Below are 26,139 nucleotides of genomic sequence, written 5' to 3' on the forward strand. Positions count from 1 at the left end.
CCGACTGTCATTCTGGTGCGAAATCGCCTCACCTCGGGGGTGCCGGGACGGCTCTGGGCAGGACGTACTGCTCGATCGCCTGGGCGAAGCCGTCCTCCTCGTTCGACGCCGTGACGTAGGTGGCCTGCCGCTGCACCTCCGGACCGGCGTTGCCCATCGCGATGCTCAGGCCGCTGCGCACGAACATCAGCACGTCGTTCGGCTGGTCGCCGACCGTGGCGACCTGCTCCAGCGGGATCCCGTAGTAGCGCGACAGCCGCTCCACCACGACGCCCTTGTTGGCCGTCGGATGCGTGACGTCCAGGTAGTACGCCTGCGACCGCGCGGCCGACACGTGGGCGCAGTAGCGGGCCTGCACGTCGGCCTCGCACCGTGCCACCAGGTCGTGATCGTCGCTGACCCCCACGATCTTGACGACGCGGTCGAGCAGCCCGTCGTACGACGGCACCACCGTGGGCTGGAACCGCACCGTCCTGGCCTCGCGCTCCGCGTGCGGGGCGTGCGGGTCGGTGACGAACCAGTCGGCGCCGCGGTAGATCCAGGCGTACAGGCCGTGCGCGCGGATCGTCGCGATCACCTCGGCCGCCACCTCCTCGGGGACGCATCGCTCGTCCACCACCGTCAGGTCGGGCAGGACGAGGATGCCGCCGTTGAAGGCGGCCATCGGGCCGGTCAGGCCGAGCGGCTCGATCAGCATGAACATGCCGCGCGGCGGCCGACCGCTGGTGATCGCGAAGAGCGTGCCGCGCTCGTGCAGGCTCCTGATCGCCCGGATCGTCCGGGGCGTCAGCTCCTTGGACCTCGGCACGAGGGTGCCGTCCACGTCGGCCAGGACGGCGGCGATCGGCTGCTCCTTGCCGTCGGGCGGGTCGTCGGCCGGGCCACGGCCGACGACCAGGTCCCCGCTGTCAGTCATGATCGGTCCACACCCAGTCGCGGATCTCCGGCTGGTCCTCGAAGTGCTCGCGCGCGTACGCGTTGGCCTCGGCGACGCGCGCCTCGCACTGCGCCACCAGGTCGGCGGCGCGCTCACGCAGGCGCGGCACCCGCCGGATCGCCTCGGCGGCCAGGTGGAAGCGGCTCATCTCGTTGAGCACGACCATCTGGAACGGGGTCGTCGTGGTGCCCTGCTCGCTGAAGCCGCGCACGTGGATGCGGCCCACGTGCGGATGCCCGTGCACGATCTCGTGGATGGCCCGCCGGTAGCCGTGGAAGGCGAACACGACCGGCTTGTCCTCGGTGAACAGCTCGACGAACTCCTTGTCGGTCGTCCCGTGCGGATGGTGCTCGACCGGGAACAGGCGCATCAGGTCGACCACGTTCACGACGCGTACCCGCAGGTCCGGCACGATCCGGCGGAGATACCAGGCCGCCGCCACCGTCTCCATGGTCGGGATGTCGCCGGCGCAGCCGAGCACCACGTCGGGCTCGCCGCCCTCGTCGTTGCTCGCCTTGTGCCAGATGGACACGCCGTTCTCGCAGTGCCTGATGGCCGTCTCCATGTCCAGGAACTGCAGCTGTGGCTGCTTGTCGATGACGATGAGGTTCACGTAGTCGCGGCTGCGCAGGCAGTGATCGCCCACCGACAGCAGGCAGTTGGCGTCCGGCGGCAGGTAGATGCGGGTCACCGTGCCGCGCTTGGACAGCATCACGTCGATCAGCCCGGGCCCCTGGTGGCTGAACCCGTTGTGGTCGTTGCGCCAGCATGTGGAGGTGAGCAGGATGTTGAGCGAGGGGACCGGCTCCCGCCACGGCACGTTGCGCGCCTCCTGCAGCCACTTGGCGTGCTGGACCGCCATCGAGGCGGAGACCATCGCGAACGCCTCGTACGTCGCGAAGATGCCGTGCCGCCCGGTCAGCGTGTAACCCTCCAGCCAGCCCTCGCACAGGTGCTCGCTGAGCACCTCCATGACACGGCCGTCGGGGGAGAGGTGGTCGTCGATGTCCAGCGTGCGGCCGACGAAGCAGCGGTTCTCGACCTCGAAGACGTTGCCGAGCCGGTTGGAGTTCGTCTCGTCGGGACAGAACAGGCGGAAGTTGGCCGCCTCGGCGTTGCGCGTGTAGATGTCGCGCAGCATCATGCCGAGCTGGCGGGGCGACTCGCGGCGGATCACGGCGGGCTGCTCTACCTTGATCGCGTAGTCCCGGAAGTCCGGGATGTCCAGGTCGATGAGCACCTTGCCGCCGTTCGCGTGCGGGTTCGCGCTCATGCGGCGCTCCCCGGCGGGTGCCAGGGCGGCCAGCTCGGGGACGAGCCGGCCCTCGGCGTCGAACAGCTCCTCCGGCCGGTACGACCGCAGCCACTCCTCCAGCTGCGCCAGGTGTGCCGAGTTGGTCCTGGTGTCCGACATCGGCACCTGGTGCGAGCGGAAGGTGCCCTCGGCGGGCAGCCCGTCCACCTCCTTGGGCCCCGTCCAGCCCTTGGGCGTGCGCAGCACGATGGCGGGCCAGCGCGGCCGGTCGAAGACGCCGTGGTTCCTGGCCTCCCGCTGGATCGCCCTGATCTGCTCGTGGCACCGGTCGAGCGCCGCGGCCAGCTCCTGGTGCACGCCCGGCGGGTCGTCGCCCTCGACGAAGTGGGCCTGGTAGCCGTTGCCGCGCAGGAACGCCTCGATGTCGGCGTCGCTGTCGCGGCTGATCACGGCCGGTCCGCTGATCTTGTAGCCGTTCAGGTGCAGGATGGGCAGCACCGCGCCGTCCCTGGCCGGGTTGAGGAAGGCCGTGCTGCGCCAGGCGCCCGCCAGCGGGCCCGACTCGGCCTCGCCGTCGCCCACCACGGCCGCGACGATCAGGTCCGGGTTGTCGAAGGCCGCGCCGAACGCGTGCGACAACACGTACCCCAGCTCGCCGCCCTCGTGGACGGAGCCCGGCGTGGGCACGCTGACGTGGCTGGGGACACCGTCCGGCGTGGAGAACCGGCGGCACAGCAGGCGCAGCCCCGCCGTGTCCGGCGTCACCGCCGGGTAGAACTCCGAGTAGGTGCCCTCCAGGTAGGCCTGGCCGACCAGGGCGGGGCCGCCGTGCCCCGGCCCGGCGAGATAGATGACGTCGGCGTCCCGCTCGGTGATGAGCCGGTTCAGATGGAGGTAGATCAGGTTGAGGCCGGGGGACGTGCCCCAGTGGCCGAGCAGCCGCGGCTTCACGTGCTCGTGCCGGAGCGGCTCCCTGAGCAGGGGGTTGTCCTGCAGGTAGATCTGGGCCACGGTGACGTAGTTGGCGGCTTGCCAGTAGCGCTGCATCCGGTCGAGCAGCTCGGGTGACAGCGGTCCCGCCGTCGCCTTCCGCCGCTGCTCCCGCGCGCTCACCGCGCTGGATATGGTGACATCGAACCCGTACATGGGCGGGCGCCTCCTCGGGACGTGCCGTCATGCCGCTGCACTCGACTGTCGGCCCCCGCCCGGGGCGGGGGCATCACCCGTGACGGGTGACGGGGGCCGCGTTCACCGCGACAGGGCCGCGTACCTGCACAGGAACAGGGCCTCCGTCAGCGCCATCGAGGCGATCTCGGTGGGGTCCACGCTCTCGTTGGGCGCGTGCATCAGCGTCGCCGGCTCCTCGACCCCCATGAGGATCAGCTCCGCGGCGGGATAGGTCTCGGCCAGCACGTTGCACAGCGGGATCGAGCCGCCCTGGCCGAGCAGCGCCATGGGCCTGCCGTACGCCTCCTCCATGGCCCACCCGATCGCCTTGTACGCGGGCCCGTCGAGCCCCGCCCTGAACGGCCGGCCCATCCCCTCGAACCTGGTCGTGACCCGCACCCCCCAGGGGGCGGCGGCGTGCAGGTGGGCGACGAGGGCGTCCCCGGCCTCCTGGGAGTCCATGCCGGGGGGCACCCGGAGGTTGAGGCGCGCGGCGGCCCTGGGCACGATGGCCGACGCGGAGCCCACCACCGGAGGGCAGTCGATGCCGAGCACCGTCACCGCCGGGCGCGCCCACACCATGTCCGCGACGCTGCCGTCACCCAGCAGCGCGACGTCGCCCAGCACGCCCGCGTCGCCGCGGAACTGCTCGGCCGGGTACGGCTCCCCGGTCCACAGCTGCGTCGCGTCCAGCCCCGCGATCGTGGTGTTGCCCCGCTCGTCCCGCAGGCTCGCCAGCATGGCCACCAGCGCGGCCAGGGCGTCCGGTGCGGCGCCGCCGAACATGCCGGAGTGCACCTCCGAGGCCAGCGTCTCGGTCGTCACCACGACGCTGACCAGGCCGCGCAGGGTGACCGTGGTCGCGGGGCGGCCGACCGCCGCGTTGCCGGTGTCGCAGATCAGGATCGCGTCGGCGCGCAGCAGGTCGGGATGGCTCCCGACGAACGCCTCCAGCCCGCCGGTGCCCTGCTCCTCCGACCCCTCGACGACCAGCTTCAGGTTGACGGGCACGTCGTCGCCCAGCGCCCGCAGGGCCAGGAGGTGCATGACGATGTTGCCCTTGCAGTCGGCGGCGCCGCGGCCGTACCAGCGGCCGTCCACCTCGGTGAGCACGAACGGCGGCGTCCGCCACTCCGACTCGGCCAGCGGCGGCTGCACGTCGTAGTGGGCGTAGAGCAGCACGGTCGGCGCGTACGGGTCGGCGCACGGCCGGGACCCGACCACCGCCTGGCTCCCGTCGGCCGTCTCGGCGAGGAACGCGTCGGCGAAGCCGAGCGCCGCGAACCTGCTGAGGACCCAGCGCGCCGCCCGCTCGCACTCCTGCGGCGGGAACTGGCGCGGGTCGGCCACCGACCTGATGGCGACCAGCTCGGCCAGCTCGTCACGCGCGTCCGGCATCAGCTCCGCGACGCGCGCTCGCAGCTTGGACAGGTCCATGGCTCACCCTCCCGCCACGTCGGCCGTCAGCAGGCCCTCGATGAACTCCTGGTAGGCGGCGAGCTGGTCCGGGCAGTAGATCTGCACGATCAGCCTGCCGCCCTGGAGCACCTTGCTGTCGGCGATGACGGGCCGCGTGCCGGGCCCGCCGGAGCCGTTGGAGAGCTGGGCCTGCAACTGCGCCTGGTTCAGCGCCTCGTTGGGGCCCGCGCAGACCGCGCCGCCGTCCTCGCCGAGCACGCCCACGACCTGCTCCTGCGACGGCACGTGCACCGCCCCCGCCTGCTGCAGCGCCGCGATGAACTCATCGGCCTTCTGCTCGGCCTCGTCGGTGGGCGCGGGCGTGGGGACGACGAGCAGGGCGGCGACCATGGAGATGACCAGGACGACGCAGATGACGACGTAGACGGTGGTGCGCTGCCCCCTGGTGGCGGTGCCCATGGTCGTGGTCATGACGCGTCCACCTGCTTCCACGACGGCTTGCGCAGCCGGTGGAACAGGTACGGCACGAGCAGGCCCAGCCCGAGCGCGCCGACCGCCACGAAGACGATGTAGAGCCCCGTGTCGCCCGACTCGAACTGCGACGGCGGCACGAACCCGACCAGCAGCGCCGCCAGCGACGCGGCGAAGCCGACGCCGCAGAGCCCGGTCAGCATGGGGGCGCGGTAGCCGCGCGGATGGTCGGGATGGCTGCGGCGCAGCCGGACCGCGGCCACGAACAGCAGCAGGTACATGATCAGGTAGACCTGCGTGGTGATCACCGAGAAGATCCAGTACGCGCTGGAGACGTCGGGGATGAACGCGTACAGCAACGCGATCACCGTGGTGACCAGGCCCTGCACGACCAGGATGTTCTGCTGGACGCCGTGCTTGTTCAGCCGCTGCAGGTACGGCGGCAGGTACCCCTCCTGCCGCGCGATGAGCAGCAGCCCCTTCGACGGCCCGGCCAGCCAGGTCAGCATGCCGCCGAGCGAGGCGGTGACCAGCATGATGCCGATGACCGGGGTCAGCCACTGCGAGCCGAACTCGGCGAACACCGCGTCGAACGCCTGCATCACGCCCGCCGTCAGCGAGAGCTGCTCGGCCGGGACGACCCAGCTGATGGCCAGCGCGGGCAGGATGAAGATCGCCAGCACCATGGCCATGGCCAGGAAGATCGCCTTCGGGAACTCCTTGCCGGGCTCGCGCAGCGACGACACGTGCACCGCGTTCATCTCCATGCCCGAGTAGGACAGGAAGTTGTTCACGATCAGCACCAGGCTCGCCAGCCCGGCCCAGGCCGGCAGCAGGTTGTCCGTCGTCATCGGCGCGGCCGAGGAGTTGCCCTGCCCGAGGAAGACCACGCCGAGCGCGACCAGCAGGACGCCCGGCACGAGCGTGCCGATGACCAGGCCGCCGCTGGCCAGGCCCGCCACGCCCTTGGTGCCGCGCGCGGAGATCCACACGCCGCTCCAGTAGCAGATCATGATGACCAGGGCGGTCCACACGCCGCTCGCGGCCAGGTCCGGGTTGAAGACGTAGGCGAGCGTGCTGGCCACGTACCCCAGCAGGCTCGGGTAATAGAAGATCGTCATCGCGAACTGGCACCAGACCGCGAGGAAGCCCATCGGCTTGGAGATGCCGAGGCTGACCCAGTTGTAGACGCCGCCCTCCCAGCCGGAGGCCAGCTCCGCCGACACCAGCGAGGTCGGCAGCAGGAACACCAGGGCCGGGATGAGGTACAGGAAGATGCAGGCCAGGCCGTAGACGGCCATGGTGGGTGCGGGGCGCAGGCTGGCCACGGAGCTCGTGGTCATCATCGCCAGGGCCACCCAGGAGATCCACACCATGGCGGGGACCCGGGGCTTGGCCGTCGTCTCCCGCGGGTCGATCGGCAGGTCGGCGGCGCTCACGGCGCGCCCGTTCGCAGCGGAACCGTCATCCTGATTCCCCCTGACATAGTGACAAAGGTGGATTCAGGGTGGGTGATGGTGAGGTGGCCGGATTCACCTCTTACGGGTGAGACCGGCCGCCCGTCACGCCGTCACGTACTCGGCGATGATGACGGTGGCGTCGCCCTTCGGCTCCACCGCGGCCATCTCGTCGTACATCCGGTCCAGGCAGGCCGCCGGCGACGAGCCCCCCGCGAACAGCTCCTTCACCCGCGCCGCTCCCAGCGCCTTGATCGCCCCGTTGGTGACGATCGCCACCCGGTCGCCCGGCCGCAGCACCACCGCGCCGACCTCCGGGTTCAGCCCCGGCGGCAGTCCGATCCCGCGCAGCGGCGGGCCCTCCCCGAACATGTGCGGCGTCGTCAGCCTGCGCGGCTCCCCGCCCTTCGGGCAGTGCCAGATCTCGCCGTCGCCGACGTGCGCGAAGCGCAGCCGCGGGCTCTCCGCCCGCTCCAGCACGACCAGGTCCAGGGTGCTGACCAGCTCCGGCGTGGCCGGGTCGCGCAGCGCCGCGTTCCGCACGGCCCGGTGCGCCGCCTGCGCGCACTCGTCCAGTCCGTCCTCGCTGTGCTGCGGGCGCGCCGCCACCACCGCGCCGAGCGCCAGCGCGGCGGCCGCCTGGGCCGGCTCCCCGCCGCCCACCCCGCGGGCCGCCGCGATCAACCGCTCCTGGACGACGTACGCGTCTGACGGCCGCCCCTGGCCGCCCTCGTACGTGCCCCCCACCGCCACCAGCCGCGGCCGGGCCACCGGCATGCCCGTCGGCCAGTTCCCGTGCCGGCCCCTGACCGTCATCACGGACAGGCAGCCCAGCAGGAATGTGATCACGAAAACTGTCATGAGGTCCCCTCCCACCGCGATCTCCGCGGCACATCGCGTCCTAGTACACGCTCTTGTGAAGGGACGCGGCTGACGGCCGTTCGGCCGTCGTGGCGCTCTGACGGTCGTTCAGCCGTCATGCCGCCGGGCGGCGCGCGGGGAAGGGTTCGGTTGGGGCGGGACCACCGCGACAGACCCGAGGAAGACCACATGAGGCCCACGACGCCACGCGTCACCGCAAAAACCCCGAAATGCGCGGGAGAAACCCTTTCGCGTGCTCAATCAGCCGTTATCGTAAGATCCGTTCGGTGCCCAGATCGCGTGCGGACGGCTCATGGCTCTCACCGGCTCCACGAGACACGACACGAGGTACGACACAAGGTACGACACAAGGTACGACTCGGCCACCGGTCAGCTGACCAAGGCCGTCGCGCGGACCGGAGCCGGCGCGCGCAGTGCGGTGGGCTCGGTGGCGGTCGTGGCCGCGTTGTTCGGCGCGGTGCCGCCGGTGTCCGTCGCGTGGCTGGCGCCCATGCTGCTGGTCCACCTCGTGGTGACGCTGCTGTACGTACGCGTCTTCTGGCGCAAGGACCTGCTGCCGCGCTGGCTGGTGGCCGGTGATGTGGCGATCACTGTCGCGCTCTGCCTCGCGCAGGTCCACCTCGTACCGCCCGAGGCGCTCGTCACGGGGTCGAGCTGGGTCCACGGGCTGGTCACGATGACCATCGTGATGGCAGGGGTGACCTGGCTGCCCAGGGCGGCGATCCCCGTCGGGCTCGCCGTGGCCGCGGGGTTCGCGGCCGGCGTGCGCCTGGCCTCGCCCGCCCACGACGTCTACGGACCCCTCGGGATCCACCTCGTGCAGCTCCTCGCGATCGTGCTGCTCATGACGCTGCTGCGCCGCTCGGCCGCCTCGGCCGACGCCTTCCTGCGCGAGAGCGCCCGCGCCGAGATCTCGCTCATGGTCGAACGGCTGCGCCGCGAGGACGAGCTGCGCCAGGTCGGCAGCATCCACGAGACCTCGCTGCACACGCTCACCATGGTCGGCCTCGGCACGTACGCCGAGCCGTCGCCCACGCTGCGCGACCAGGTGGCCACCGACCTGGCGGCACTGGAGCAGCTGCGCGACCAGCCGCACGCCGGCTCCGTCCCCATCGCACTGGACGCGCTGCTCGACGAGGTGGCCGGGCGGGCCACCGGCCTCGACGTGCGCCGCCGCCTGACCCCCGAGACCGTCCCGGGAGACGTCGCGGAGCGCTTCGCCAGAGCCGTCACCGAGGCTCTGGCGAACATCGCCCTGCACGCCGGCGTCCGCGAGGCCGAGCTGGTCTCCGGCAGGCGCGACGGCGAGATCCGCGTCGAAGTCGCCGACGCCGGCCGCGGCTTCGACCAGCACCGCCTGCCGCCCGACCGGTTCGGCGTGCGCGGCTCCATCCTCGACACGATGCGCTCCCTGCCGAACGGCGGCGCCGAGATCTCCTCCGGCGACCGGGGCACCCGGGTGAGCCTGTGGTGGCGGCCATGACCGAGGAGATCGAGCAGATCGCCCGCCGCTACGCCCGCTACACCGCGCTCGGCGCCGTCGTCATCGCCGGCGTCTGGCACCTGGGCTACGACCTCACCGTCACCGTCACCGGCTGGAGCTCCTTCCGCTGGCCCTGGATCGCCCTCGCCGGCTGGGTGCTCTACTCCGCGATCTTCGTCGTCGGCGCGATCTCGCTGTCGAACACCTCCCGCGGGCCGGACCGCATCCTCGGCCTCGCCCTGGCCACGCTGGCCGTGGACATCGCGGTGATCGCGGCCTCCCGCCCCGAGGAACTGCTCGGCATCAGCGACTGGGGCTGGGGCTCCATCGGCTGGATCGGCGTCATGCTGACCTGGGGGCGGCCGCGCTGGCGTACTGAGATCATCGCCTTCCTGGCCGCGAACGCCGCCATCATGCTGGCCGCCATGGCCCTGCTGGGCTCCTTCGACCGGGTGTCCATCGCCAAGTACCTGGTCGTCATCGCCGGCGGCGTCACCATGCAGCTCGGCTACATGGCGGGCTGCCACCTGCTGCGCACCCGCGCCGAGGAGACCGTGCTGCTGGCCCGCAAGCTCGCCGCCGACGACGCCTGGCGCGAGTCCGCCCAGCGCATCCACGCCGACCGGCTGCGCCGCTACGAGGCCATCCGCGACGTCGCCGAGTCGCTGCTCACCCAGCTCGCCAACGGCGCCGACCCCGGCGACCCGCGCGTCCGCGAGGACTGCACGGCCGGCGCGATGCGCCTGCGGCGGCTCATCACCGAGCGCGAGGACGTCCCGGACGAGCTGGTGTCCGTGCTGCGCGAGCGCATCGACGCCGCCGAACGGCGCCAGGTCCTCGTCACGGCCCCGCCGTTCGGCGAGCACCTGCCCGCCCTGCCGGACGGCGTGCGCGAGGACCTCCTCAGAGCGCCCGTCAGAGCACTGGACGGCGCCAGGACCCGCGCCAGGGTCACCGTGTCCGCCATGTCCACCATGGTGAGCGTCGCGGTCGTGGCCGACAACGACGACCTGCCCATCAGCCCCACGCCCGTCCAGGAGGCGAGCGGGGTCGTCGTCAGCTATCAGCGGCTGGGAGGTGAGGTATGGGTCAACAGCATCTGGCAGGGCCAGTGACGGTCGCCCTGGTCGAGGACCATCAGGTCGTGGTGGACGGCGTACGGTCGTGGTTCGGGCCGCCCAGCCCGATCGAGCTGGTCGCGCAGGGCCCCACCATCGAGTCCGTCCGCGGCCAGGCCGCCGACGTGCTGCTCCTCGACCTCAACCTCAACGGCACCATGGTCGTGGACCGCGTGGCCGAGCTGTGCGCGGGCGGCCAGCGCGTGATCGTCTTCTCCGAGCACGAGGAGCCCGAGATCGTACGCAAGGTCCTGGACGCCGGAGCCTCCGCCTTCATCGGCAAGGGCCGCGCGACCCGGGAGTCCTGTGTGGAGACCATCCTGGAGGTGGCCGCCGACCGGCCCTCCGTCACGCCGCCGATGGCCCAGGCCATCGCGACCGACGAGGGCCCGCACCGGCCACAGCTGTCCGACAAGGAGCGGGCGGCGCTGCTGTACTGGTTCCAGTCCATGTCCAAGGCGTCGGTGGCGGCGCGCATGGGGATCAAGGAACGGACGGTGCGGCAGTACATCGACCGGGCGCGGGTCAAATACGCGGCGGCCGGACGGCCCGCGCCCACCAAGGAGAAGCTGCTCATCTGCGCCATCCAGGACGGGCTGGTCCGGCCCGACGAGGTGACCGTCTACACTTCGTTGGCCGCTCAGGCACCTGCTGACCAGCAGGAATGAGGCTCCTGGGCCTCGGCACTCCCGGCAGGAGGGGGCCGGCAGAGCCGGGGTCCAGGGTTATTCGAGGAGTTGGGCGGGGTCGAGGGCGAGGGGGAACGGCTTCGACAGGGTCGTCTGGGTGCCGGCCTTGTAGGCGGTCGGTGGGCCGTAGGTGTCGCCGTTGAGCTCGTAGACGTACAGGGTCGGGCCTTCGTCCGGCTCGACTCGCCAGTAGAAGGGGATGCCCGCCTTCGCATACGCCTTGACCTTGACGTCCTCGTCACGCAACTTCGTGCTCGGACTGCCCACCTCCACCGCGAGCAGCATGTCCTTCGGGGAGAACATGAGACCATCGCTGTCCGGCAGATCCTTGGGCAGGATGACGAGGTCGGGAATGTAGTAATCCTTCTTGCTCACCAGCATGTTGACGGTCTGCACAGGCTCCATTTCAGGCGGCAGCGCGTCATCGAGAAGACGCTGCAGCCGGTAGATGACGCGCTGGTGCACGCGAGTGGGGGCAGGGCCCACCAGTAGGCTCCCGTTGAAGAGCTCGTATCGATTCCCGTCGTCAGGGAGCTCGAGCAGATCGTCGATCGTGAACGGTCGGCCGCTTGGCAGAAACGGGTCCGTCCTGTGCGGTTCGATCGTTGCCATCGTTGTCACCCACTCAGTATCGGGAGCCTCGCCCTCGCCCTCGCCCACATGCTACTTCCCCGAATTCCGTGACTTTGAGTTTCCGCGCCATCACATAACCGACATGGCACTCGGCAGGCTGAAACTTTCAACTCTGTGAATCATCCACGGAAAGCCCTTTCCGCTGTTCACCGCCCCCTCGCCCGCCCGTACCGCCCGCTGACAGCCACTCCTCACTTGGCCCCGCCGAAACGGTCAGATACCGTCCCCCACCGGGAGCGCTCCCCACCACCGGAACCCCGACCGGAACACGGAGACCGCACATGCCCCACGTAGCACCCCGCCGGGCCAAGCGCGCCCTGATCCTGCTGATGTCCCTGGCGATGATCTTCACCGTCCCGCTGACCGGCACCGCCTCGGCGCACGGCTCGGTCGTCGACCCGGCCTCCCGCAACTACGGTTGCTGGCTGCGCTGGGGCAGCGACTTCCAGAACCCCACCATGCAGCAGTCGGACCCGATGTGCTGGCAGGCGTGGCAGGACAACACCAACGCCATGTGGAACTGGAACGGCCTCTACCGTGACGGCGTCGGCGGCAACCACCAGGGCGTCATCCCCAACGGCCAGCTCTGCAGCGCCGGCCGCACCCAGGACGGCCGCTACCGCTCCATGGACAACCCCGGCGCCTGGAAGACGACGAACCTCGGCAGCACGTTCGACATCCGCCTGACCGACCAGGCCTACCACGGCGCCGACTACATCCTGGTCTACATCACCCGCCAGGGGTACGACGCCCTGACCACGCCGCTCGGCTGGAACCACCTGGAGCTGGTCCGCACCACGCCCAGGTACGCGCCCGCCAACACCTACCCGATCACGGGGCTGAGCAAGGGCTCGCGCACCGGCCGGCACGTGGTCTTCACGGTGTGGAAGGCCTCGCACATGGACCAGACGTACTACTTCTGCAGCGACGTCAACTTCAGCTAGCCGCCCCGCCCACGACCCCGCCCACGACCCCGCCCGGCACCTGCCCGGCGGGGTCGTCCGGTCCTGTCAGGACGTGGTCCACAGACGGAGCTTGTCGGGGTTGCGGACGGCCCAGATGCGCTTGATGCGATCGTCCGCGATCTCGAACGCGCACACCGTCACGGTGACGCCCTCGCGCTGGACGATCAGGCCGGGCAGCCCGTTGACCGTCCGCTCCAGGATGGTCACGTCCCCCAGCACGCCGGCGAGCCTGGTGAACCCGCGGACGATCTGCTCGGCGCCCTCCACCGGCCGGATCAGGGTGCTGACGGCGCCGCCGCCGTCGGCGACCACCGTGGCGCCCGGGTCGAGGAGCGCGAGGAGGGCGTTGATGTCCTTGGCCTCCCAGGCCCGCTTGAAGTCCCGCACGATGTCGGACTGCCGGGCCTGCCTGACCGTGGGCGCCTGCGCGTCGCGGATGCGGCGGCGGGCCGAGGTGGCGAGCTGGCGGCAGGCCGCCGGGCTGCGGCCGACGATCTCGGCGACCTCGGCGAAGGGGTAGCGGAAGACGTCGTGCAGGATGAACGCCACGCGCTCGGCCGGGGTCATCGACTCCAGCACGACGAGGAAGGCCATGTTGACCGACTCGTCGAGGGTCACCCGGTCGGCGGGGTCGCCGTTCGCGCCCTGCGGCAGGTCGGGGAGCGGCTCGGGGATCCACTCGCCGACGTAGGTCTCGCGCCGGACCCGGGCCGAGGAGAGCACGTTCAGGCAGAGGCGGCCGGCCACCTTCGTCAGCCAGGCGCCCGGCGACTCGATGGCCTCCTGCTCCTCGCGGGACATCGCGTACCAGCGCGCGTAGGTCTCCTGGACGACGTCCTCGGCGTCGGCGAGTGAGCCGAGCAGGCGGTAGCCGAGGTTGATCAGGTGCCGCCGCTCGCTCATGATCGCGCTCAGCGTGGGATCGTCGGCCGGCTCGGTTCGCGTGCCCATCGTGTCGCTGACTCCCTTGGTGAGGTCCGGGTTCACCTATTCGACCGGACGGCGCGGCGAACTGTGAGGCCGGCCCCCACCTCACATTGCCGGCCGCAGCCTTGTCGGAGGTTGCGGAGACACCGGTACCAAGGCGCGAGCCGGAGAAGAGCAGACCATCTCATGTCCACACCTACGACGATCAAGCCGGGCAACCGCACGTTCCTGCGGGTCGCGATCGCCCTGCAGACCCTCGCCGTCTTCGCCGCCCCGGTCACCGCCGGGTTGCTGCTGACCACGCCCAACGGGCACGTGCTGCACAGCGCCGCGGCCTACACCGTGTTCGTGGTGGCCCTGGTGCACGTGGCCGCCGCAGTCCTGGCGTGGCGGCCGGGAGGCGGTTCGCCGCAGGCCATCCTGTACGCCGCCGGGTTCCTGGCGGCCACGTCGGCGCAGGTCGCGCTGGGCATCGCACACCTCACGACGCTGCACATCCCCTTGGGCGTGCTGATGTTCGGCATGAGTCTGCTTCAGCTCAGCCGCGTGCTCAAGACCCCGTGATGTGAGAAGGGAACCCGCATCATGTCCAGAGTTCACAAGGTCGTCGTCATCGGCGGTGGCTACGCGGGCACGCTCGCGGCCAACCACCTGCGGATGCGCTCCGACATGCACATCACGCTGGTCAACGCGCGCCCGGAGTTCGTGGACCGCATCAGGCTGCACCAGTACGCGGCCGGCACCGGCGAGGCCGCGATCGACTACGGCACGCTGCTCGGTGAGGGCGTCGAGCTGGTGGTGGACAGCGCCGCGCGCATCGACACCGCAGCCCGCGTGGTACGGCTGGAGTCGGGCCGCGCGCTGGACTACGACTACGTGATCTACGCGGTCGGCAGCGTGGGAGCGACGCCGTCCGCGGTGCCCGGTGCGGCCGAGTTCGCCTACGACATCGCCGAGTACGAGCCCGCGCGGCGGCTGCGCGCCAGGCTGGCGGACCTGGCCCTCGACGCCCGGGTCACCGTGGTGGGCGGCGGGCTGACCGGCATCGAGACGGCCGCCGAGCTGGCCGAGCAGGGGCGCCGGGTCACGCTGGTGTGCGGGCGGAGCCTGGCGCCGACCTTCAGCACCGGGAGCCGCCGGTACCTGGCCGGCTGGCTGGCCCGGCACGGGGTGGAGGTGATCGAGGGAGCTGAGGTGCGCGAGGTCCGGACGGACGCCGTCGTCCTCGATCGTGATCCGGGCGCGGGCGCTCGCCACGGTGGCGCGGACGCGGGTGCTCCCGGCGGTGATCCGGGCGGGGGCGTCCTCGACGGCGGCCGGCCGCGGGCGAGCGCGCTGACCATCTGGGCGGCCGGTTTCGGGGTGCCGCAGCTCGCGGTGGCGAGCGGGCTGCGTACCGACGGGCTCGGCCGGCTGCTCACCGACGAGACGCTGACCAGCATCGACGACGAGCGCATCGTCGCGGCAGGGGACGCCGCCGCGCCGTCCGGGCGGGCGCTGCGGATGAGCTGCTACGCCGCGGGGCCGCTCGGGGCGCAGGCCGCCAACACCGTGCTGAGCCGGATCGAGGGGACCGAGCCGGCGACGCTCACCCTGGGCTTCTCGGGGGCGTGCGTGAGCATCGGGCGGCGTGCCGGCGTCCGGCAGTTCGCCCGCAAGGACGACACGGCGATCAACGTCTATATCAGCGGTCGCGCGGGGGCCGCGATCAAGGAGGCGACCTGCCGGCTCGCGGTGGCCAGGATCCGCCGCGAGGCCCGCAAGCCGGGCTCGGTCGTCTGGGTGAAGGGCGACCCCCGACCTGTGCGGCCCGTCCTCAACGGTGAGGTGGCAGGGTCCCGCTGACCCCCGGCTCCTCCACGGGCGTGGTGCCGCTGATGCCCGGCTCCGCCTACGGACGCGGGGTGGTCGAGGCGCGGATCTCCAGCTCGATGGGGTGCACCCGCTCCGTCCCCGGCTGGGCCGCGCCCGACAGCAGCTCGAACAGCAGCTCCGCGCAGCTCGCCCCCGCCTCGCGCGGGCGCAGGTCGATCGCGGTGATGGGCGGGTCGGCCATCCGGGTGGCGGCGCTGTCCACGCACGAGGCGAGCAGCACCCCGCCGCCCGCCTCCCGCAGCAGCGGCGCCACCTCGGTCGCGGCCCCGGCCGGAGCACACACCAACGCGTCCATCGGCAGCCCATCGCGCGCCCCGAGCGTGCCGCCGCCCGCCGAGAGCGCGTCACCGGCCGTCCGGGGCGTGCCGCCGCCCGTCCCCAGCAGGGCGCGGGCGGCGGCGCGCACCTCCTCGCCCGTCGCGTCGAACGACACCCGCCGCACCAACGGCGGCACCCCGTTCCGGCCGCACCACTCCTGGTACCCCCGGTGCACGCTGGCCGCCCAGTCGCTCTCGTCGCCCGCCACGATGAGCCCCGGCCGCACCGACCCGGCCGAGCGCAGGTGGTCGAGCAGCCGCGCGAGCATCAGCGCGTGCTCCGACCACACCACCCCGTCGGCCTGCCGCGCCCCCGGGAACCGCTCGCACGTGACCGCCGGCAGCCCGGTCGCCATCAGGCTCTCCACCACGGGATCCCCGCCGAGCGGGTCGCCGAGCACCAGCCCGTCCACGCGCGGCGGCCGGGCGCGGCGCTGCCCCGCGGTGATCAGCGTGACGTCGTAGTCGTGCCGCGCCGCCTGCTCCACCACGCCGAAGACGAACGACATGTAGTACGCCGAGCGGGTCAGCACCTCGGGCACGTGCAGCCCGATCGTGCCGGTGCTGGCCTTGCGCAGGTGGCGGGCCGAGCCGTTGGGCACGTAGCCGAGCCGTTCGGCCACCGCCACCACGGTCTCGCGCGTGCGCTCGGACACTCGTCCTGAGCCGCGCAACGCGTCGGAGGCCGTCGTCTTGGACACCCCCGCCTCGCGGGCGACGGTGAGGATCGTGACCGGCTCGTCTGCTTGCACGCCTCGATGGTAGTGGCCCATTCACGCCCTTCTTCGAGCCCGTGTCCCGTAAACGATGTGTTTCGGCTGGGCTCCAGGTCTTGTGCCCTTCGTTGGTCGCCGTTAAGTTAGCGCAAAACTTGCCGGAACGTTCCGGCATCAGAAAGGGGCCGAACGTTGCACCTGTCCACCGGGAAGCATCCCCACCCTCTCGACCCGCTCGCCGCGCAGGAAATCGACGAGGTCAGAAGGGTTCTCAGGGCGGAGGGCCGGCTGGCCGACCCGGTCCGGGTGGCCTATCTCGGGCTGGAGGAGCCGCCGAAGGACCAGGTGCTGGCGTACGAGGGCGGCGCCGCCCGTCCGGCCCGCAAGGCCCGCGCGCTCCTGCTGGACCTGGCCACCGAGGCCGCGCAGGACGTGATCGTGTCGATCACCGACGGCAAGGTCGAGACCAGCACCCCGATCGACCCCCTGACCGACGGCCAGGTGCCGATGCTGGACGAGGAGCACGCCCTGGTCCGCAGGGTGCTCCGCGAGCATCCCGGCTGGGCCAAGGCCCTGGCCGGGCGCGGCATCGACGACCCCGCGCGGGTCTACCTCGCCGCACTCAGCGCCGGCCACTTCGCGCTGCCCGAGGAGGAGGGCAGGCGGGTCGCCAGGGTGCTGGCGCACCTGATGCCGACCCCGGAGAGCCTCCCGTGGGCGCACCCCGTGGACGGCCTGGTCGCCTACGTGGACCTGGTCAAGGGCGAGGTGCTGGAGATCGTGGACACCGGCCCCCAGCCCATCCCGCAGGAGAGCGGCGACTACACCGACGTCGAGCACCGCACCACGCAGAAGCCCATCCACATCACCCAGCCGGAGGGCCCCAGCTTCACGGTCGACGGCCCGCTCGTCACCTGGGAGAAGTGGAGCCTGCGCCTCGGCTACGACATGCGCGAGGGCCTCACCCTGCACCGCATCGGCTTCGAGGACGACGGCCGCACCAGGCCGATCGTCTACCGGGCGTCGGTGGCCGAGATGGTCGTCCCGTACGGCGACCCGAGCCCGATCCGCTTCTGGCAGAACTACTTCGACACCGGCGAGTACCAGCTCGGCAAGCTCGCCAACTCCCTCGAACTCGGCTGCGACTGCCTGGGCGAGATCACCTACTTCGACGCCGTCGTCACCGACGGAGCCGGGATGCCCAAGGTGATCAAGAACGCCATCTGCATGCACGAGGAGGACTACGGCGTGCTGTGGAAGCACACCGACCCCGCCAACGGCTCCAGGGAGACCCGCAGGCAGCGGCGCCTGGTCATCTCCTTCTTCGTGACCGTCGGCAACTACGACTACGGCTTCTACTGGTACCTCTACCTCGACGGCACCATCGAGCTGGAGGTCAAGGCCACCGGCATCGTCTTCACCGGCGCCTACGACGACCGGGCCGCCCCGTACGCGTCGGAGGTCGCCCCCGGGCTGGCGGCGCCGTACCACCAGCACCTGTTCAGCGCCAGGCTCGACATGACCGTGGACGGCGTGGCCAACGCCGTGGACGAGGTCGAGGCCAGGCCGCTGGCCAGCCAGTACGGCAACGCGTTCGGCCGCGCCGTCACCCGGCTGCGTACCGAACGGGAGGCCAGGCGCGACGCCGACCTGAAGGCGGAGCGCACCTGGCACGTCGTTAACCCCGAGGTGCGCAATCGCCTGGGCCGCCCCGTCGGCTACGCGCTGCACGCCGAGGGCAGGCCCACCCTGATGGCCGCCGAGGGATCCAGCATCCACCGCAGGGCCGAGTTCGCGACCAGCCACCTGTGGGTCACCCGCTACCACCCCGCGGAGCGCTATCCCGCCGGCGACCTGGTCAACCAGCATCCCGGCGGCGCGGGCCTGCCCGCCTACACCAGGGCCGACCGCGACCTCGACGGGCAGGACATCGTGCTGTGGCACACGTTCGGCCTGACGCACTTCCCCCGCACCGAGGACTGGCCGATCATGCCGGTCGACACCTGCGGGTTCGTACTCAAGCCGGTCGGCTTCTTCGACCGGAACCCCACGCTCGACGTCCCGCCGAGCGCCTCCCCACGCTCGTCCTGCCACTAGAGGAGAAGAGGCCCATGCGTCCCATACGCCTGGCCTGCGGTGTCGCGGCAGCCCTGCTGGCAACGGCCTGCGCCGCCACCGGAACGACCACCACCCCGACGGCCGCCCCGCAGGAGACCGCGGCCCCCGGCTATCTCGCCGTCGCCGACGAGGCCCTCGCCGAAGGCGGCGCGCTCAACCTTCAGGTGCACATCGACAGCGGCGCAGCCACCGGGTACGACCCGCAGCTCGCCGACGTGGCCACCACCTGGCAGCTCCTGTCGCTGTCGTACGAGACACTCGTCACGGTGGGCCCGGACTTCAGCGTCCAGCCGCTGCTCGCCGAGAAGTGGGACACCCCCGACGACCGGACGTACGTCTTCCACCTGCGCGAGGGCGTCAGGTTCTCCAACGGCAGGGCGATGACGGCCGACGACGTGGTGGGCAGCCTCAAGCGGCTGCTGGCCTCCAAGGGCGTGTGGGCAGGCCAGCTCGGCCCGGTCGGCGAGGTCGTCAAGGACGGCGACGACCGGGTCAAGGTCACGCTGAAGGAGCCGTACACGCCGTTCCTGGCGGCCCTGGCCAACGTGCCCGCCGCGATCCTGCCGATGAAGGAGATCGACGACAAGTCGGTCGACCTGGCCACCACGCTGCTCGGCACCGGCCCGTACGTGGTCGAGAACCACCGCCAGGACGTCTCGTGGACGTTCAAGCGCAACGACAAGTACTGGAACCAGGGCAAGCCCGCCGCCGACACCCTCAACATCACGATCGCCCCCGAGGAGGCCGCCCGCATCGCGGCCCTGCAGAACGGCAGCGCCGCGCTGGCCACCCTGGGCAACGTGGACTCCGAGACCATGCTGGCGGGCGCGAAGGACGTCAAGGCCGTCACCCAGGCCACCACGGACTTCTACTACCTGATGCTCAACAGCCTCAAGCCGGGCTCCAAGCTCGCCGACCCCAAGGTGCGCCAGGCGATCAACATCGCCCTCGACGCCAAGCAGATCGCCGAGGTGGCGCTCGGCGGCAAGGGCAAGCCGACCGCGATCACCCCGGCCGGCCTGCCGGGCGCCTGCGACCCGGCCGCGCTGCCGTCGGCTTCCAAGAGCCTGGACGAGGCCAAGCAGCTGCTGGCCGAGGCGGGGGCGCAGAACCTGTCGTTCACGCTGACCATCTTCAACACCGAGCCCGCCCCCGCCGTCGCCCAGGTCATCCAGCAGAACCTGCAGCAGGCCGGCATCACCGTCAAGATCGAGCAGATGGACGAGGCGAGCTGGTCGGGCAAGGTATACGGCAAGGCGCCCGCCGAGTTCGACGCCGCCCTGTCCTGGTTCGCCGGCTACGCCGACCCCGGCATGGTCACCAAGTGGTGGAACCCGGAGACGGCCGGCTTCAACGCCGGCTTCATGAAGCCGGACCCCGAGCTGAGCAAGCTGATCGACGCGGCCAACAAACAGCCGCAGGACAGGGCCGAGGCGCTGGCCGGCGTCTGCGCCAGGGCGGACGCGGACGCGCAGATGATCCCGCTGGTCACCCGCCCGGCCACGGTCGCCTACCGGGGCGACCAGCTCAGCCCGAGCCTGTACGCCACCGAGGGCTACGGCAACGTGCTGCGCCTGGTCGCCGACGCCCGCGTGAAGAAGACCCGGTAACCATGCGGCTGCTGATGTGGTGGTCCGGCCGGGCGCTCAGCTCGGCCGCCACGCTCCTGGGCGTCTCCGTGCTGATCTTCGCCGCCGTGCGCCTGATGCCGGGCGGCTTCGCGGAGACCGTGCTCGGGCCGTTCGCCACCGCCGGGCAGAAGGCGGAGCTGGCCGCCCGCTACGGGCTGGACCAGCCGGTCTTCATGCAGTACGGGCACTGGCTGGGCGCCGTGGCCGGCGGCGACTTCGGCGTCTCCATGATCAGCCGCCAGCCGGTGGGCGCGGAGCTGCTGGCCCGCCTGCCGGTGACGGCCGAGCTGACCGTGCTGGCGGTGGCCGCGAGCGTGCTGCTCGGGGTGCCGCTGGGCGTGCTGACCGCCGTCCGCGCCCGCCCCACGGGTGGCGGCGCGGTGGGCCGGCTGGTCAGCGGCCTGGGCGTCAGCGTGCCCGAGTTCGTGCTGGGCAGCCTCGTGGTGTTCGTCTTCTCCCGGTACGCGCTCGGACTGGAGGTCGGCGCCTGGACGCCGCTCACCCAGGATCCGGCCGCGAACCTGGCCACGATGATCCTGCCGGCGGCCGTCCTGTCCGTCTTCTCCATCTCGGTGACCGCCAGGACCACCCGCGACGCGGTCATGGGCGTGCTGGTCGAGCCGTACGTGACGGCCGCCGTCGGGCGCGGCGAGTCGCCGTGGTTCATCGTCAGGCACCACATCCTGCGCAACGCCGCCACCCCCGTGGTCACCCTGATCGGCACGACCACCGCGTACCTGCTGGGCGGCGCGCTCATCGTGGAGCACGTGTTCAACCTGCCGGGCGTCGGCTCCTACATCGTGCAGGCCGTCGGCCGCCGCGACTACGCGGTCGTGCAGGCCGGGGTGCTGCTGGCCGCCGGGGTGTTCATCGTCATGAACGTGCTGATCGACCTGCTCGTCGGCGCCATCGACCCCCGGCTGGGAGTCATGGCGGGGAGGCGCTCATGAGGAAGCTGGACCGGCTGTCCATCGGCGGGCTGGTCTGCCTGGCCGTGCTCGTGCTGTTCGCGCTGGGGTCGCTGATCGGTGCCGGGGGAGACCCGGACGCCATCGTCGGCCCGCGCCTGCAGCCCCCGGGCCCCGGCTGGTGGCTGGGCACCGACAACCTGGGCCGCTCGGTGCTGCCCCGGGTGATGGAGGGCGTCGGCACGACCCTGCTGCTCTCGTCCATCGCCGTGCTGGTCACGGCGGTGCTGAGCGCGGCGTTCGGCGTCCTCGCCGGATACCGTGGCGGTTACCTGAACGAGCTGGTGATGCGCCTGGTGGAAGTGCTCTACTCCTTCCCCGCCATCGTGCTGGCCATCCTGGTCGCGGCCGTGCTCGGCCCCGGGCAGACGGCGGCGCTGGCCAGCATCGTGCTGGTGACGATCCCGCTGATGACCCGGCTGGTGCGCGGCGCCGCCGTGGCCGTCTCGCAGCGCGACTACGTCACCTCCGCCGTCATCAGCGGCGCCCGGCTGCCGCGCGTGCTCGTCCGGCACGTGCTGCCGAACGTGGCGGGCACGATCGCCGTGCAGGGCACCTATGCGCTGTCGGTCGGCATCGCGGTCGAGGGCGGGCTGAGCTTCCTCGGCTTCGGGGTGCAGCCGCCGCAGGCCTCGCTCGGGGTGCTCATCCAGCAGGGCGGCACGTACATGATCGCCGCGCCCTGGCTGATCCTCGGCCCCGGCGTGGTGCTGGTGGCCGCGATCCTGGCCATCAACGTGGTCGGCGACGGGCTGCGCGACCGGCTCGAACCCAGAGAGACGAGGTCACTGACATGAGCCTGCTCTCCGTACGGAACCTGGTGATCGACTACGCCCGCACCCGCGCGCTCGACGGCGCCGACCTGGAGGTGGCGCAGGGCGAGACGGTCGGGCTGGTGGGCGAGAGCGGCTCGGGCAAGTCCACGCTCGGCTCCGCCGTCGGCCGGCTGCTGTCCAGCGCGGCGCGGCGCACCGAGGGGGAGGTGACGGTGGCCGGCGAGCCGGTGTTCGACCTGCCGGACGCCAGGCTGCGGCACCTGCGCAGGAAGCACCTCGGGTTCGTCTTCCAGGACCCGATCGGCTCCCTCGACCCGACCATGCGCGTCGGCCACCAGCTCCGCCTGGTGCTCGGGCGCGGCGGCGACGTGCGCTTCCACCTGGGCCGGGTCAGGCTCGACGACCCGCGCGTGCTGCGCGCCTACCCGCACCAGCTCTCCGGCGGCATGGCCCAGCGGGTGGCCATCGCGATGGCCATGGCCACCGCCCCCGAGCTGCTCGTCGCCGACGAGCCGACCGCCGCGCTGGACAGCCAGGTGCGCGAGGAGGTGTCGAACGTGATCTTCTCGCTGGCCGCCGAGGCGGGCACGAGCATCCTGTGGCTCAGCCACGACCTGCCCGCCGTGGCCCGGCGCTGCGACCGGGTGGCGGTCATGTACGGCGGGCGCGTGGTCGAGAGCGGGCCGGCCCGTGAGGTGCTCGGCGATCCCGCCCATCCCTACACGGCGGCGCTGGCCGGGTCGGCGCCCGCCGCCGCCGCGCACGGGGTGCGGCTGGAGCCGGTGCCCGGCCGCCCGCCCGTGCTCACCGGCCCGTCGCCGGGCTGCGCCTTCGCGCCGCGCTGCGCGTTCGCCGAGGAGCGGTGCGAGCACGAGCGCCCGGTGCCGGTGCGCATCCGCGAGCAGGACGTGCTCTGCCACAGAGCGGCTGATCTGCAGGACGGGCTCATGCAGCAGGAGGAGGTGACGGCGTGATCCTCGAACTCGACGACGTCACCGTCACCTTCGCCGCCGGCCCCCCGCTCCGCCGCATCCACCTCGACGCCATGCGGCACGTCTCGCTCCAGGTCGCCGAAGGCGAGACGCTCGGCCTGGTCGGCGAGTCCGGCTCGGGCAAGACGACCACCAGCCGGGTCGCGCTCGGCCTGCGACGACCCACGTCCGGCACGGTCAGGTTCGGCGGCCGCCCGTTCCCGAAGCGGCGGCGCGAGCTGGCCGGCCGCATGCAGGCCGTGCTCCAGCACCCGCACTGGTCGCTGAACCCGCGCATGCGCGTCGGCCAGAGCGTGGCCGAGCCGCTGGACGTGCTGGGCCGTACGGACCCGGGCGCCGTCACCGAGATGCTGGAGCACGTCGGCCTGAGCGCGGGCTTCGCCGACCGGTACCCGCACGAGCTGTCCGGCGGCCAGCGCCAGCGCGTCTCGATCGCCCGTGCCCTGGTCACCAGGCCGGGCTTCATCGTCTTCGACGAGGCCGTCAGCGCGCTGGACGTCTCCGTACAGGTACAGATCCTCAACCTGATCAAGGACCTGCAGGCGGAGTACGGCTTCAGCGCCCTGTTCATCTCGCACGACCTCGGCGCGGTCCGCTACGTCGCCGACCGCATCGCCGTCATGCGCAAGGGCGAGGTCGTCGAGACGGCCGAGACCCGCACCTTCTACACCGCGCCCGCCCACGAGTACTCGAAGCAACTGCTGGAGGCCCTATGACCACCGAGCACCGGCTCGCGACGCCCTCGGCGTTCGCACCCGGCGTCCCCCGCAACGCGGACCTGCCGCTGACCCCGCAGCCCAGCCCGGGGCGCGGCTCGGTCGCGTTCGACCTGCCCGGCGTGCGCGTGGGCACCGCCGAGTACGGCGAGGGCCCCACCGGCTGCACCGTGATCCACCTGCCGAAGGGCGCCCGCACGGCCGTGGACGCGCGCGGCGGCGCGGTCGGCATGAGCGGCGGCTACGACTACAACCACGCCATCTGCCTGGCGGGCGGCTCGGTGTACGGGCTGGCCGCGGCGGCGGGGGTCAGCGACGAGCTGCTCTCCCAGCGGAACAACCTCACCAAGTGGGACGAGCTGCAACTGGTGTCCGGGGCGGTGATCTACGACTTCTCCTGCCGCGACACCGCCGTCTACCCCGACGCCGAGCTGGGCAGGGCCGCGGTGCGGTGGGCGAAGGAGGGCGAGTTCCCCGTGGGCCGGTGCGGCGCGGGGCGCACGGCGAGCGCGGGCAAGGTGGACTTCGGCCGGGCCGAGTTCGCCGGGCAGGGCGCCGCGTTCGGCACGTTCGGCGAGATCAAGGTGCTGGTCGCGACCGTGGTCAACTCCGTGGGCGCGGTGATCGACAGGCAGGGCCGGGTCGTGCGCGGCAACTACCACGCCGAGCTGGGCGAGCGCCGCCACCCGAGCGCCGACTACGCCGAGCTGACCGAGGCGCCGGCCGTCATGGGCAACACGACGCTGACCGTGATGGTCACCAACGTGCGGCTGACGGACGTCGAGCTGCTGCAGGTGGGCCGCCAGGTGCACAGCTCGATGCACCGGGGCATCCAGCCGTTCCACACGCTGACCGACGGCGACACGATGTTCGCGATGACGACCGACGAGGTGGAGCCGGCCGGCGTGAAGCCCACGGGCCTGGGCACGCTGGCCTCCGAGGTCGCCTGGGACGCCATCCTGAGCGCGGCGGAGTAGCGGCATGTGGACAGCTCCGCGGTACGCGGCCGGGGACCCCGCCCACGAGGCCGACCTGATCAGGGAGAACCCGTTCGCCCTGGTCGTCAGCACGGTGGACGGCGTGCCCGTGGCCACGCACACGCCCGTCCTGCTGGGCGAGGAGGGGACGCTGGTCGGGCACATGGCCAGGGCCAACCCGCACTGGCGCTCGTTCGCCTCGGGGCCTGAGGTGCTCGTCGTCTTCTCCGGGCCGCACGGTTACGTCTCGCCCACCGTGTACGGCACCGACCCCGCCGTCCCGACCTGGGACTACGCGGCCGTGCACGTGACCGGCCGGGTGGAGCTGCTGGACGACGCGCTGGAGGTGGTGGAGGCCACCGTGGCGGCGGCCGAGTCGCTGCGCTCGCCGTCGTGGGAGCCGACGCCCGCCTCCCGGGAGAGGTTCCGCGCGCTGCTGCCCGGGGTAGTGGCCTTTCGCGTACATGTTCGTACGCAGCAGAGCGTGTTCAAGCTGAGCCAGGACATCGACGCCGAGCGGTACGCCCGTGTCCGCGCCTCCGCCGCCGCCGAGAACCCGAGGCTCGCCGAGTTGATGGACAGGTCATGACATTTCCCACGTTCACGTCCAGCCAGACCGACCCCCGCGCCCGTGGCAAGGAGCTCGGCACGCACCTGCGCAAGCAGGTGGCGGCCAACCTCGCCGGCTACACCGACCTGTTCACGGTCGCCGGCGCCACCGGCGGGCAGGTGCGCGCGTGGGGGGAGCGGGCGCTGGAGGCCAGTGCCGGCTGGGCGCCGCCGCTGGCGGAGGAGATCGCCGGCATCGCGGCGGGCGCGGGGCTGGAGCCGTGGCAGGTGGCCGTGGTCAACGCCCGCACCGAGATCCTGGCCGCCATCGACATGGTGGGGCACGGCGAGTGCTCGACCTCCGTGGTGCTGCCGCCGGACGGCCCGCCCCGCACGGTGCAGACCTGGGACTGGCACGACCACCTGCGCGACGCGCCGGTGCTGTGGGAGTACGAGCTGGGCTCGGGCCGCGTGGTGCGCACGTTCACCGAGGCGGGCACGCTGGCCAAGATCGGGGTCACCTCGGCGGGCCTGGGCGTGCACTTCAACATCCTGCGCCACGCCGCCGACAGCGCCGACCTGGGCGTGCCCGTGCACCTGATCGCCCGCCGCATCCTCGACGAGGCGTCCTCGGTGGAGGAGGCGGCCGACCTCGCCCGCTCGGCCCGGGTCTCGGCCTCCACGGTCATCACGGTGGTCACCGAGTCGTCGGCCGCCTCCATCGAGATCTCTCCGGCCGGCGTGGCCGTCGTCCCGCCGGGCCCCGACGGCGTCCTGCTGCACTGCAACCACTTCCTCGACACCGGCCTGGCGGCGGGGGAGCGGCACGCCACCGAGCGGCCTGGCACCTACCGCCGGATGCGGCACCTGGAGGAGCACGTCGCGGGCCTGAGCGACGCCGACCTGAACGGCCGGGCGCTGGCCATGCTCAGCCACGAGCCCGACGGCGCGCCCGTCTGCGCCCACCCCGACCTCTCCCAGCCGATCAACCAGCGCTGGGAGACCGTCGCGACGATCGGGCTCGACCTGCCGGCCGGGCGGCTACGGGTGCACCAGGGCGGGCCCTGCCAGGTCACCGAGGCGACCTGGCAGACCTGCTGA

24 protein-coding genes are annotated in these 26,139 nt (G+C 72.0%); 15 read left to right on the forward strand and 9 right to left on the reverse strand.

Annotation, left to right across the window (positions count from 1 at the left end):
• Positions 1-28: 28 nt before the first annotated feature.
• The 6 genes from LCN96_RS13725 to LCN96_RS13750 form a co-directional block, all read right to left on the reverse strand.
• Positions 29-916 (reverse strand): Cof-type HAD-IIB family hydrolase, encoded by an 888-nt coding sequence (locus LCN96_RS13725; RefSeq protein WP_225272989.1) that lies wholly within the window; start codon positions 914-916, stop codon positions 29-31.
• Positions 909-3,338: a phosphoketolase family protein gene (locus LCN96_RS13730; RefSeq protein WP_225272990.1), complete on the reverse strand. Its 2,430-nt coding sequence runs from the start codon at positions 3,336-3,338 to the stop codon at positions 909-911. Before LCN96_RS13730 ends, LCN96_RS13725 begins: the two co-directional genes overlap by 8 nt.
• 102 nt (positions 3,339-3,440) lie before the next feature.
• Complete coding sequence (locus LCN96_RS13735) at positions 3,441-4,796, reverse strand: dipeptidase (RefSeq protein WP_225272991.1); 1,356 nt, start codon at positions 4,794-4,796, stop codon at positions 3,441-3,443.
• A gap of 3 nt (positions 4,797-4,799) precedes the next feature.
• The gene (locus tag LCN96_RS13740; protein ID WP_225272992.1) at positions 4,800-5,249 is read right to left on the reverse strand and encodes a hypothetical protein; all 450 of its coding nucleotides are present in this window, start codon (positions 5,247-5,249) and stop codon (positions 4,800-4,802) included.
• Complete coding sequence (locus LCN96_RS13745; protein ID WP_225272993.1) at positions 5,246-6,688, reverse strand: APC family permease; 1,443 nt, start codon at positions 6,686-6,688, stop codon at positions 5,246-5,248. Before LCN96_RS13745 ends, LCN96_RS13740 begins: the two co-directional genes overlap by 4 nt.
• Positions 6,689-6,811: 123 nt before the next feature.
• Positions 6,812-7,567, reverse strand: coding sequence for a SpoIIE family protein phosphatase (locus LCN96_RS13750; RefSeq protein WP_225272994.1), 756 nt, complete (start codon positions 7,565-7,567; stop codon positions 6,812-6,814).
• A gap of 313 nt (positions 7,568-7,880) precedes the next feature.
• Between LCN96_RS13750 and LCN96_RS13755 the strand changes: the two genes are divergently transcribed.
• Genes LCN96_RS13755 through LCN96_RS13765 form a run of 3 tightly spaced genes read left to right on the forward strand, consistent with a single transcriptional unit; the run spans position 7,881 to position 10,857 of the window.
• Positions 7,881-9,071, forward strand: a complete 1,191-nt coding sequence (locus LCN96_RS13755) for a sensor histidine kinase (protein WP_225272995.1) — start codon at positions 7,881-7,883, stop codon at positions 9,069-9,071.
• Positions 9,068-10,186 (forward strand): hypothetical protein, encoded by a 1,119-nt coding sequence (locus LCN96_RS13760; protein ID WP_225272996.1) that lies wholly within the window; start codon positions 9,068-9,070, stop codon positions 10,184-10,186. Before LCN96_RS13755 ends, LCN96_RS13760 begins: the two co-directional genes overlap by 4 nt.
• On the forward strand, positions 10,183-10,857 hold the full coding sequence (locus LCN96_RS13765; protein WP_225272997.1) for a response regulator: 675 nt from the start codon (positions 10,183-10,185) through the stop codon (positions 10,855-10,857). The genes LCN96_RS13760 and LCN96_RS13765 overlap by 4 nt, the downstream gene beginning before the upstream one ends.
• 57 nt (positions 10,858-10,914) lie before the next feature.
• On the opposite strand, the gene LCN96_RS13770 is transcribed toward LCN96_RS13765, so the two are convergent.
• Positions 10,915-11,490 (reverse strand): Uma2 family endonuclease, encoded by a 576-nt coding sequence (locus LCN96_RS13770; protein ID WP_225272998.1) that lies wholly within the window; start codon positions 11,488-11,490, stop codon positions 10,915-10,917.
• Positions 11,491-11,792: 302 nt separating this feature from the next.
• On the opposite strand from LCN96_RS13770, the gene LCN96_RS13775 reads away from it, so the two are divergent.
• A complete protein-coding gene (locus tag LCN96_RS13775) occupies positions 11,793-12,455 on the forward strand; it encodes a lytic polysaccharide monooxygenase auxiliary activity family 9 protein (protein ID WP_225272999.1) in 663 nt (220 codons plus the stop codon).
• A 66-nt stretch (positions 12,456-12,521) separates the two neighbouring features.
• Here the strand turns inward: LCN96_RS13775 and sigJ are convergent, their stop codons facing one another.
• Positions 12,522-13,427, reverse strand: coding sequence for an RNA polymerase sigma factor SigJ (gene sigJ / locus LCN96_RS13780; RefSeq protein ID WP_225273000.1), 906 nt, complete (start codon positions 13,425-13,427; stop codon positions 12,522-12,524).
• A gap of 162 nt (positions 13,428-13,589) precedes the next feature.
• On the opposite strand from sigJ, the gene LCN96_RS13785 reads away from it, so the two are divergent.
• Together LCN96_RS13785 and LCN96_RS13790 are read left to right on the forward strand one after the other, a co-directional pair.
• Complete coding sequence (locus LCN96_RS13785; protein ID WP_225273001.1) at positions 13,590-13,967, forward strand: hypothetical protein; 378 nt, start codon at positions 13,590-13,592, stop codon at positions 13,965-13,967.
• 21 nt (positions 13,968-13,988) lie between these two features.
• Positions 13,989-15,248, forward strand: coding sequence for an NAD(P)/FAD-dependent oxidoreductase (locus tag LCN96_RS13790; RefSeq protein WP_225273002.1), 1,260 nt, complete (start codon positions 13,989-13,991; stop codon positions 15,246-15,248).
• A gap of 46 nt (positions 15,249-15,294) precedes the next feature.
• Here the strand turns inward: LCN96_RS13790 and LCN96_RS13795 are convergent, their stop codons facing one another.
• Positions 15,295-16,347 (reverse strand): LacI family DNA-binding transcriptional regulator, encoded by a 1,053-nt coding sequence (locus tag LCN96_RS13795; RefSeq protein ID WP_225273003.1) that lies wholly within the window; start codon positions 16,345-16,347, stop codon positions 15,295-15,297.
• 156 nt (positions 16,348-16,503) lie between these two features.
• Between LCN96_RS13795 and LCN96_RS13800 the strand changes: the two genes are divergently transcribed.
• The 9 genes from LCN96_RS13800 to LCN96_RS13840 are packed head-to-tail and all read left to right on the forward strand — an operon-like array spanning position 16,504 to position 26,139.
• Positions 16,504-18,408, forward strand: coding sequence for a primary-amine oxidase (locus tag LCN96_RS13800; RefSeq protein ID WP_225273004.1), 1,905 nt, complete (start codon positions 16,504-16,506; stop codon positions 18,406-18,408).
• Positions 18,409-18,422: 14 nt separating this feature from the next.
• Positions 18,423-20,039, forward strand: coding sequence for an ABC transporter substrate-binding protein (locus LCN96_RS13805; RefSeq protein ID WP_225273005.1), 1,617 nt, complete (start codon positions 18,423-18,425; stop codon positions 20,037-20,039).
• A 2-nt stretch (positions 20,040-20,041) separates the two neighbouring features.
• Positions 20,042-21,010 carry an ABC transporter permease gene (locus tag LCN96_RS13810; protein ID WP_225273006.1) on the forward strand — a complete coding sequence of 323 codons (969 nt, stop codon included), beginning with the start codon at positions 20,042-20,044 and terminating at the stop codon, positions 21,008-21,010.
• Positions 21,007-21,825 carry an ABC transporter permease gene (locus LCN96_RS13815; protein ID WP_225273007.1) on the forward strand — a complete coding sequence of 273 codons (819 nt, stop codon included), beginning with the start codon at positions 21,007-21,009 and terminating at the stop codon, positions 21,823-21,825. Before LCN96_RS13810 ends, LCN96_RS13815 begins: the two co-directional genes overlap by 4 nt.
• The gene (locus LCN96_RS13820; protein ID WP_225273008.1) at positions 21,822-22,778 is read left to right on the forward strand and encodes an ABC transporter ATP-binding protein; all 957 of its coding nucleotides are present in this window, start codon (positions 21,822-21,824) and stop codon (positions 22,776-22,778) included. The genes LCN96_RS13815 and LCN96_RS13820 overlap by 4 nt, the downstream gene beginning before the upstream one ends.
• Entirely contained in the window at positions 22,775-23,512 is a 738-nt protein-coding gene (locus LCN96_RS13825; RefSeq protein ID WP_225273009.1) for an ABC transporter ATP-binding protein, read from the forward strand. The genes LCN96_RS13820 and LCN96_RS13825 overlap by 4 nt, the downstream gene beginning before the upstream one ends.
• Positions 23,509-24,489 (forward strand): P1 family peptidase, encoded by a 981-nt coding sequence (locus tag LCN96_RS13830; RefSeq protein ID WP_225273010.1) that lies wholly within the window; start codon positions 23,509-23,511, stop codon positions 24,487-24,489. The genes LCN96_RS13825 and LCN96_RS13830 overlap by 4 nt, the downstream gene beginning before the upstream one ends.
• Positions 24,490-24,493: 4 nt before the next feature.
• The gene (locus LCN96_RS13835) at positions 24,494-25,078 is read left to right on the forward strand and encodes an FMN-binding negative transcriptional regulator (protein ID WP_225273011.1); all 585 of its coding nucleotides are present in this window, start codon (positions 24,494-24,496) and stop codon (positions 25,076-25,078) included.
• The gene (locus LCN96_RS13840) at positions 25,075-26,139 is read left to right on the forward strand and encodes a C45 family autoproteolytic acyltransferase/hydolase (RefSeq protein ID WP_225273012.1); all 1,065 of its coding nucleotides are present in this window, start codon (positions 25,075-25,077) and stop codon (positions 26,137-26,139) included. The genes LCN96_RS13835 and LCN96_RS13840 overlap by 4 nt, the downstream gene beginning before the upstream one ends.

The organism is Nonomuraea gerenzanensis (assembly GCF_020215645.1).
In the GTDB taxonomy this organism is placed as follows: Bacteria; Actinomycetota; Actinomycetes; order Streptosporangiales; family Streptosporangiaceae; genus Nonomuraea; species Nonomuraea gerenzanensis.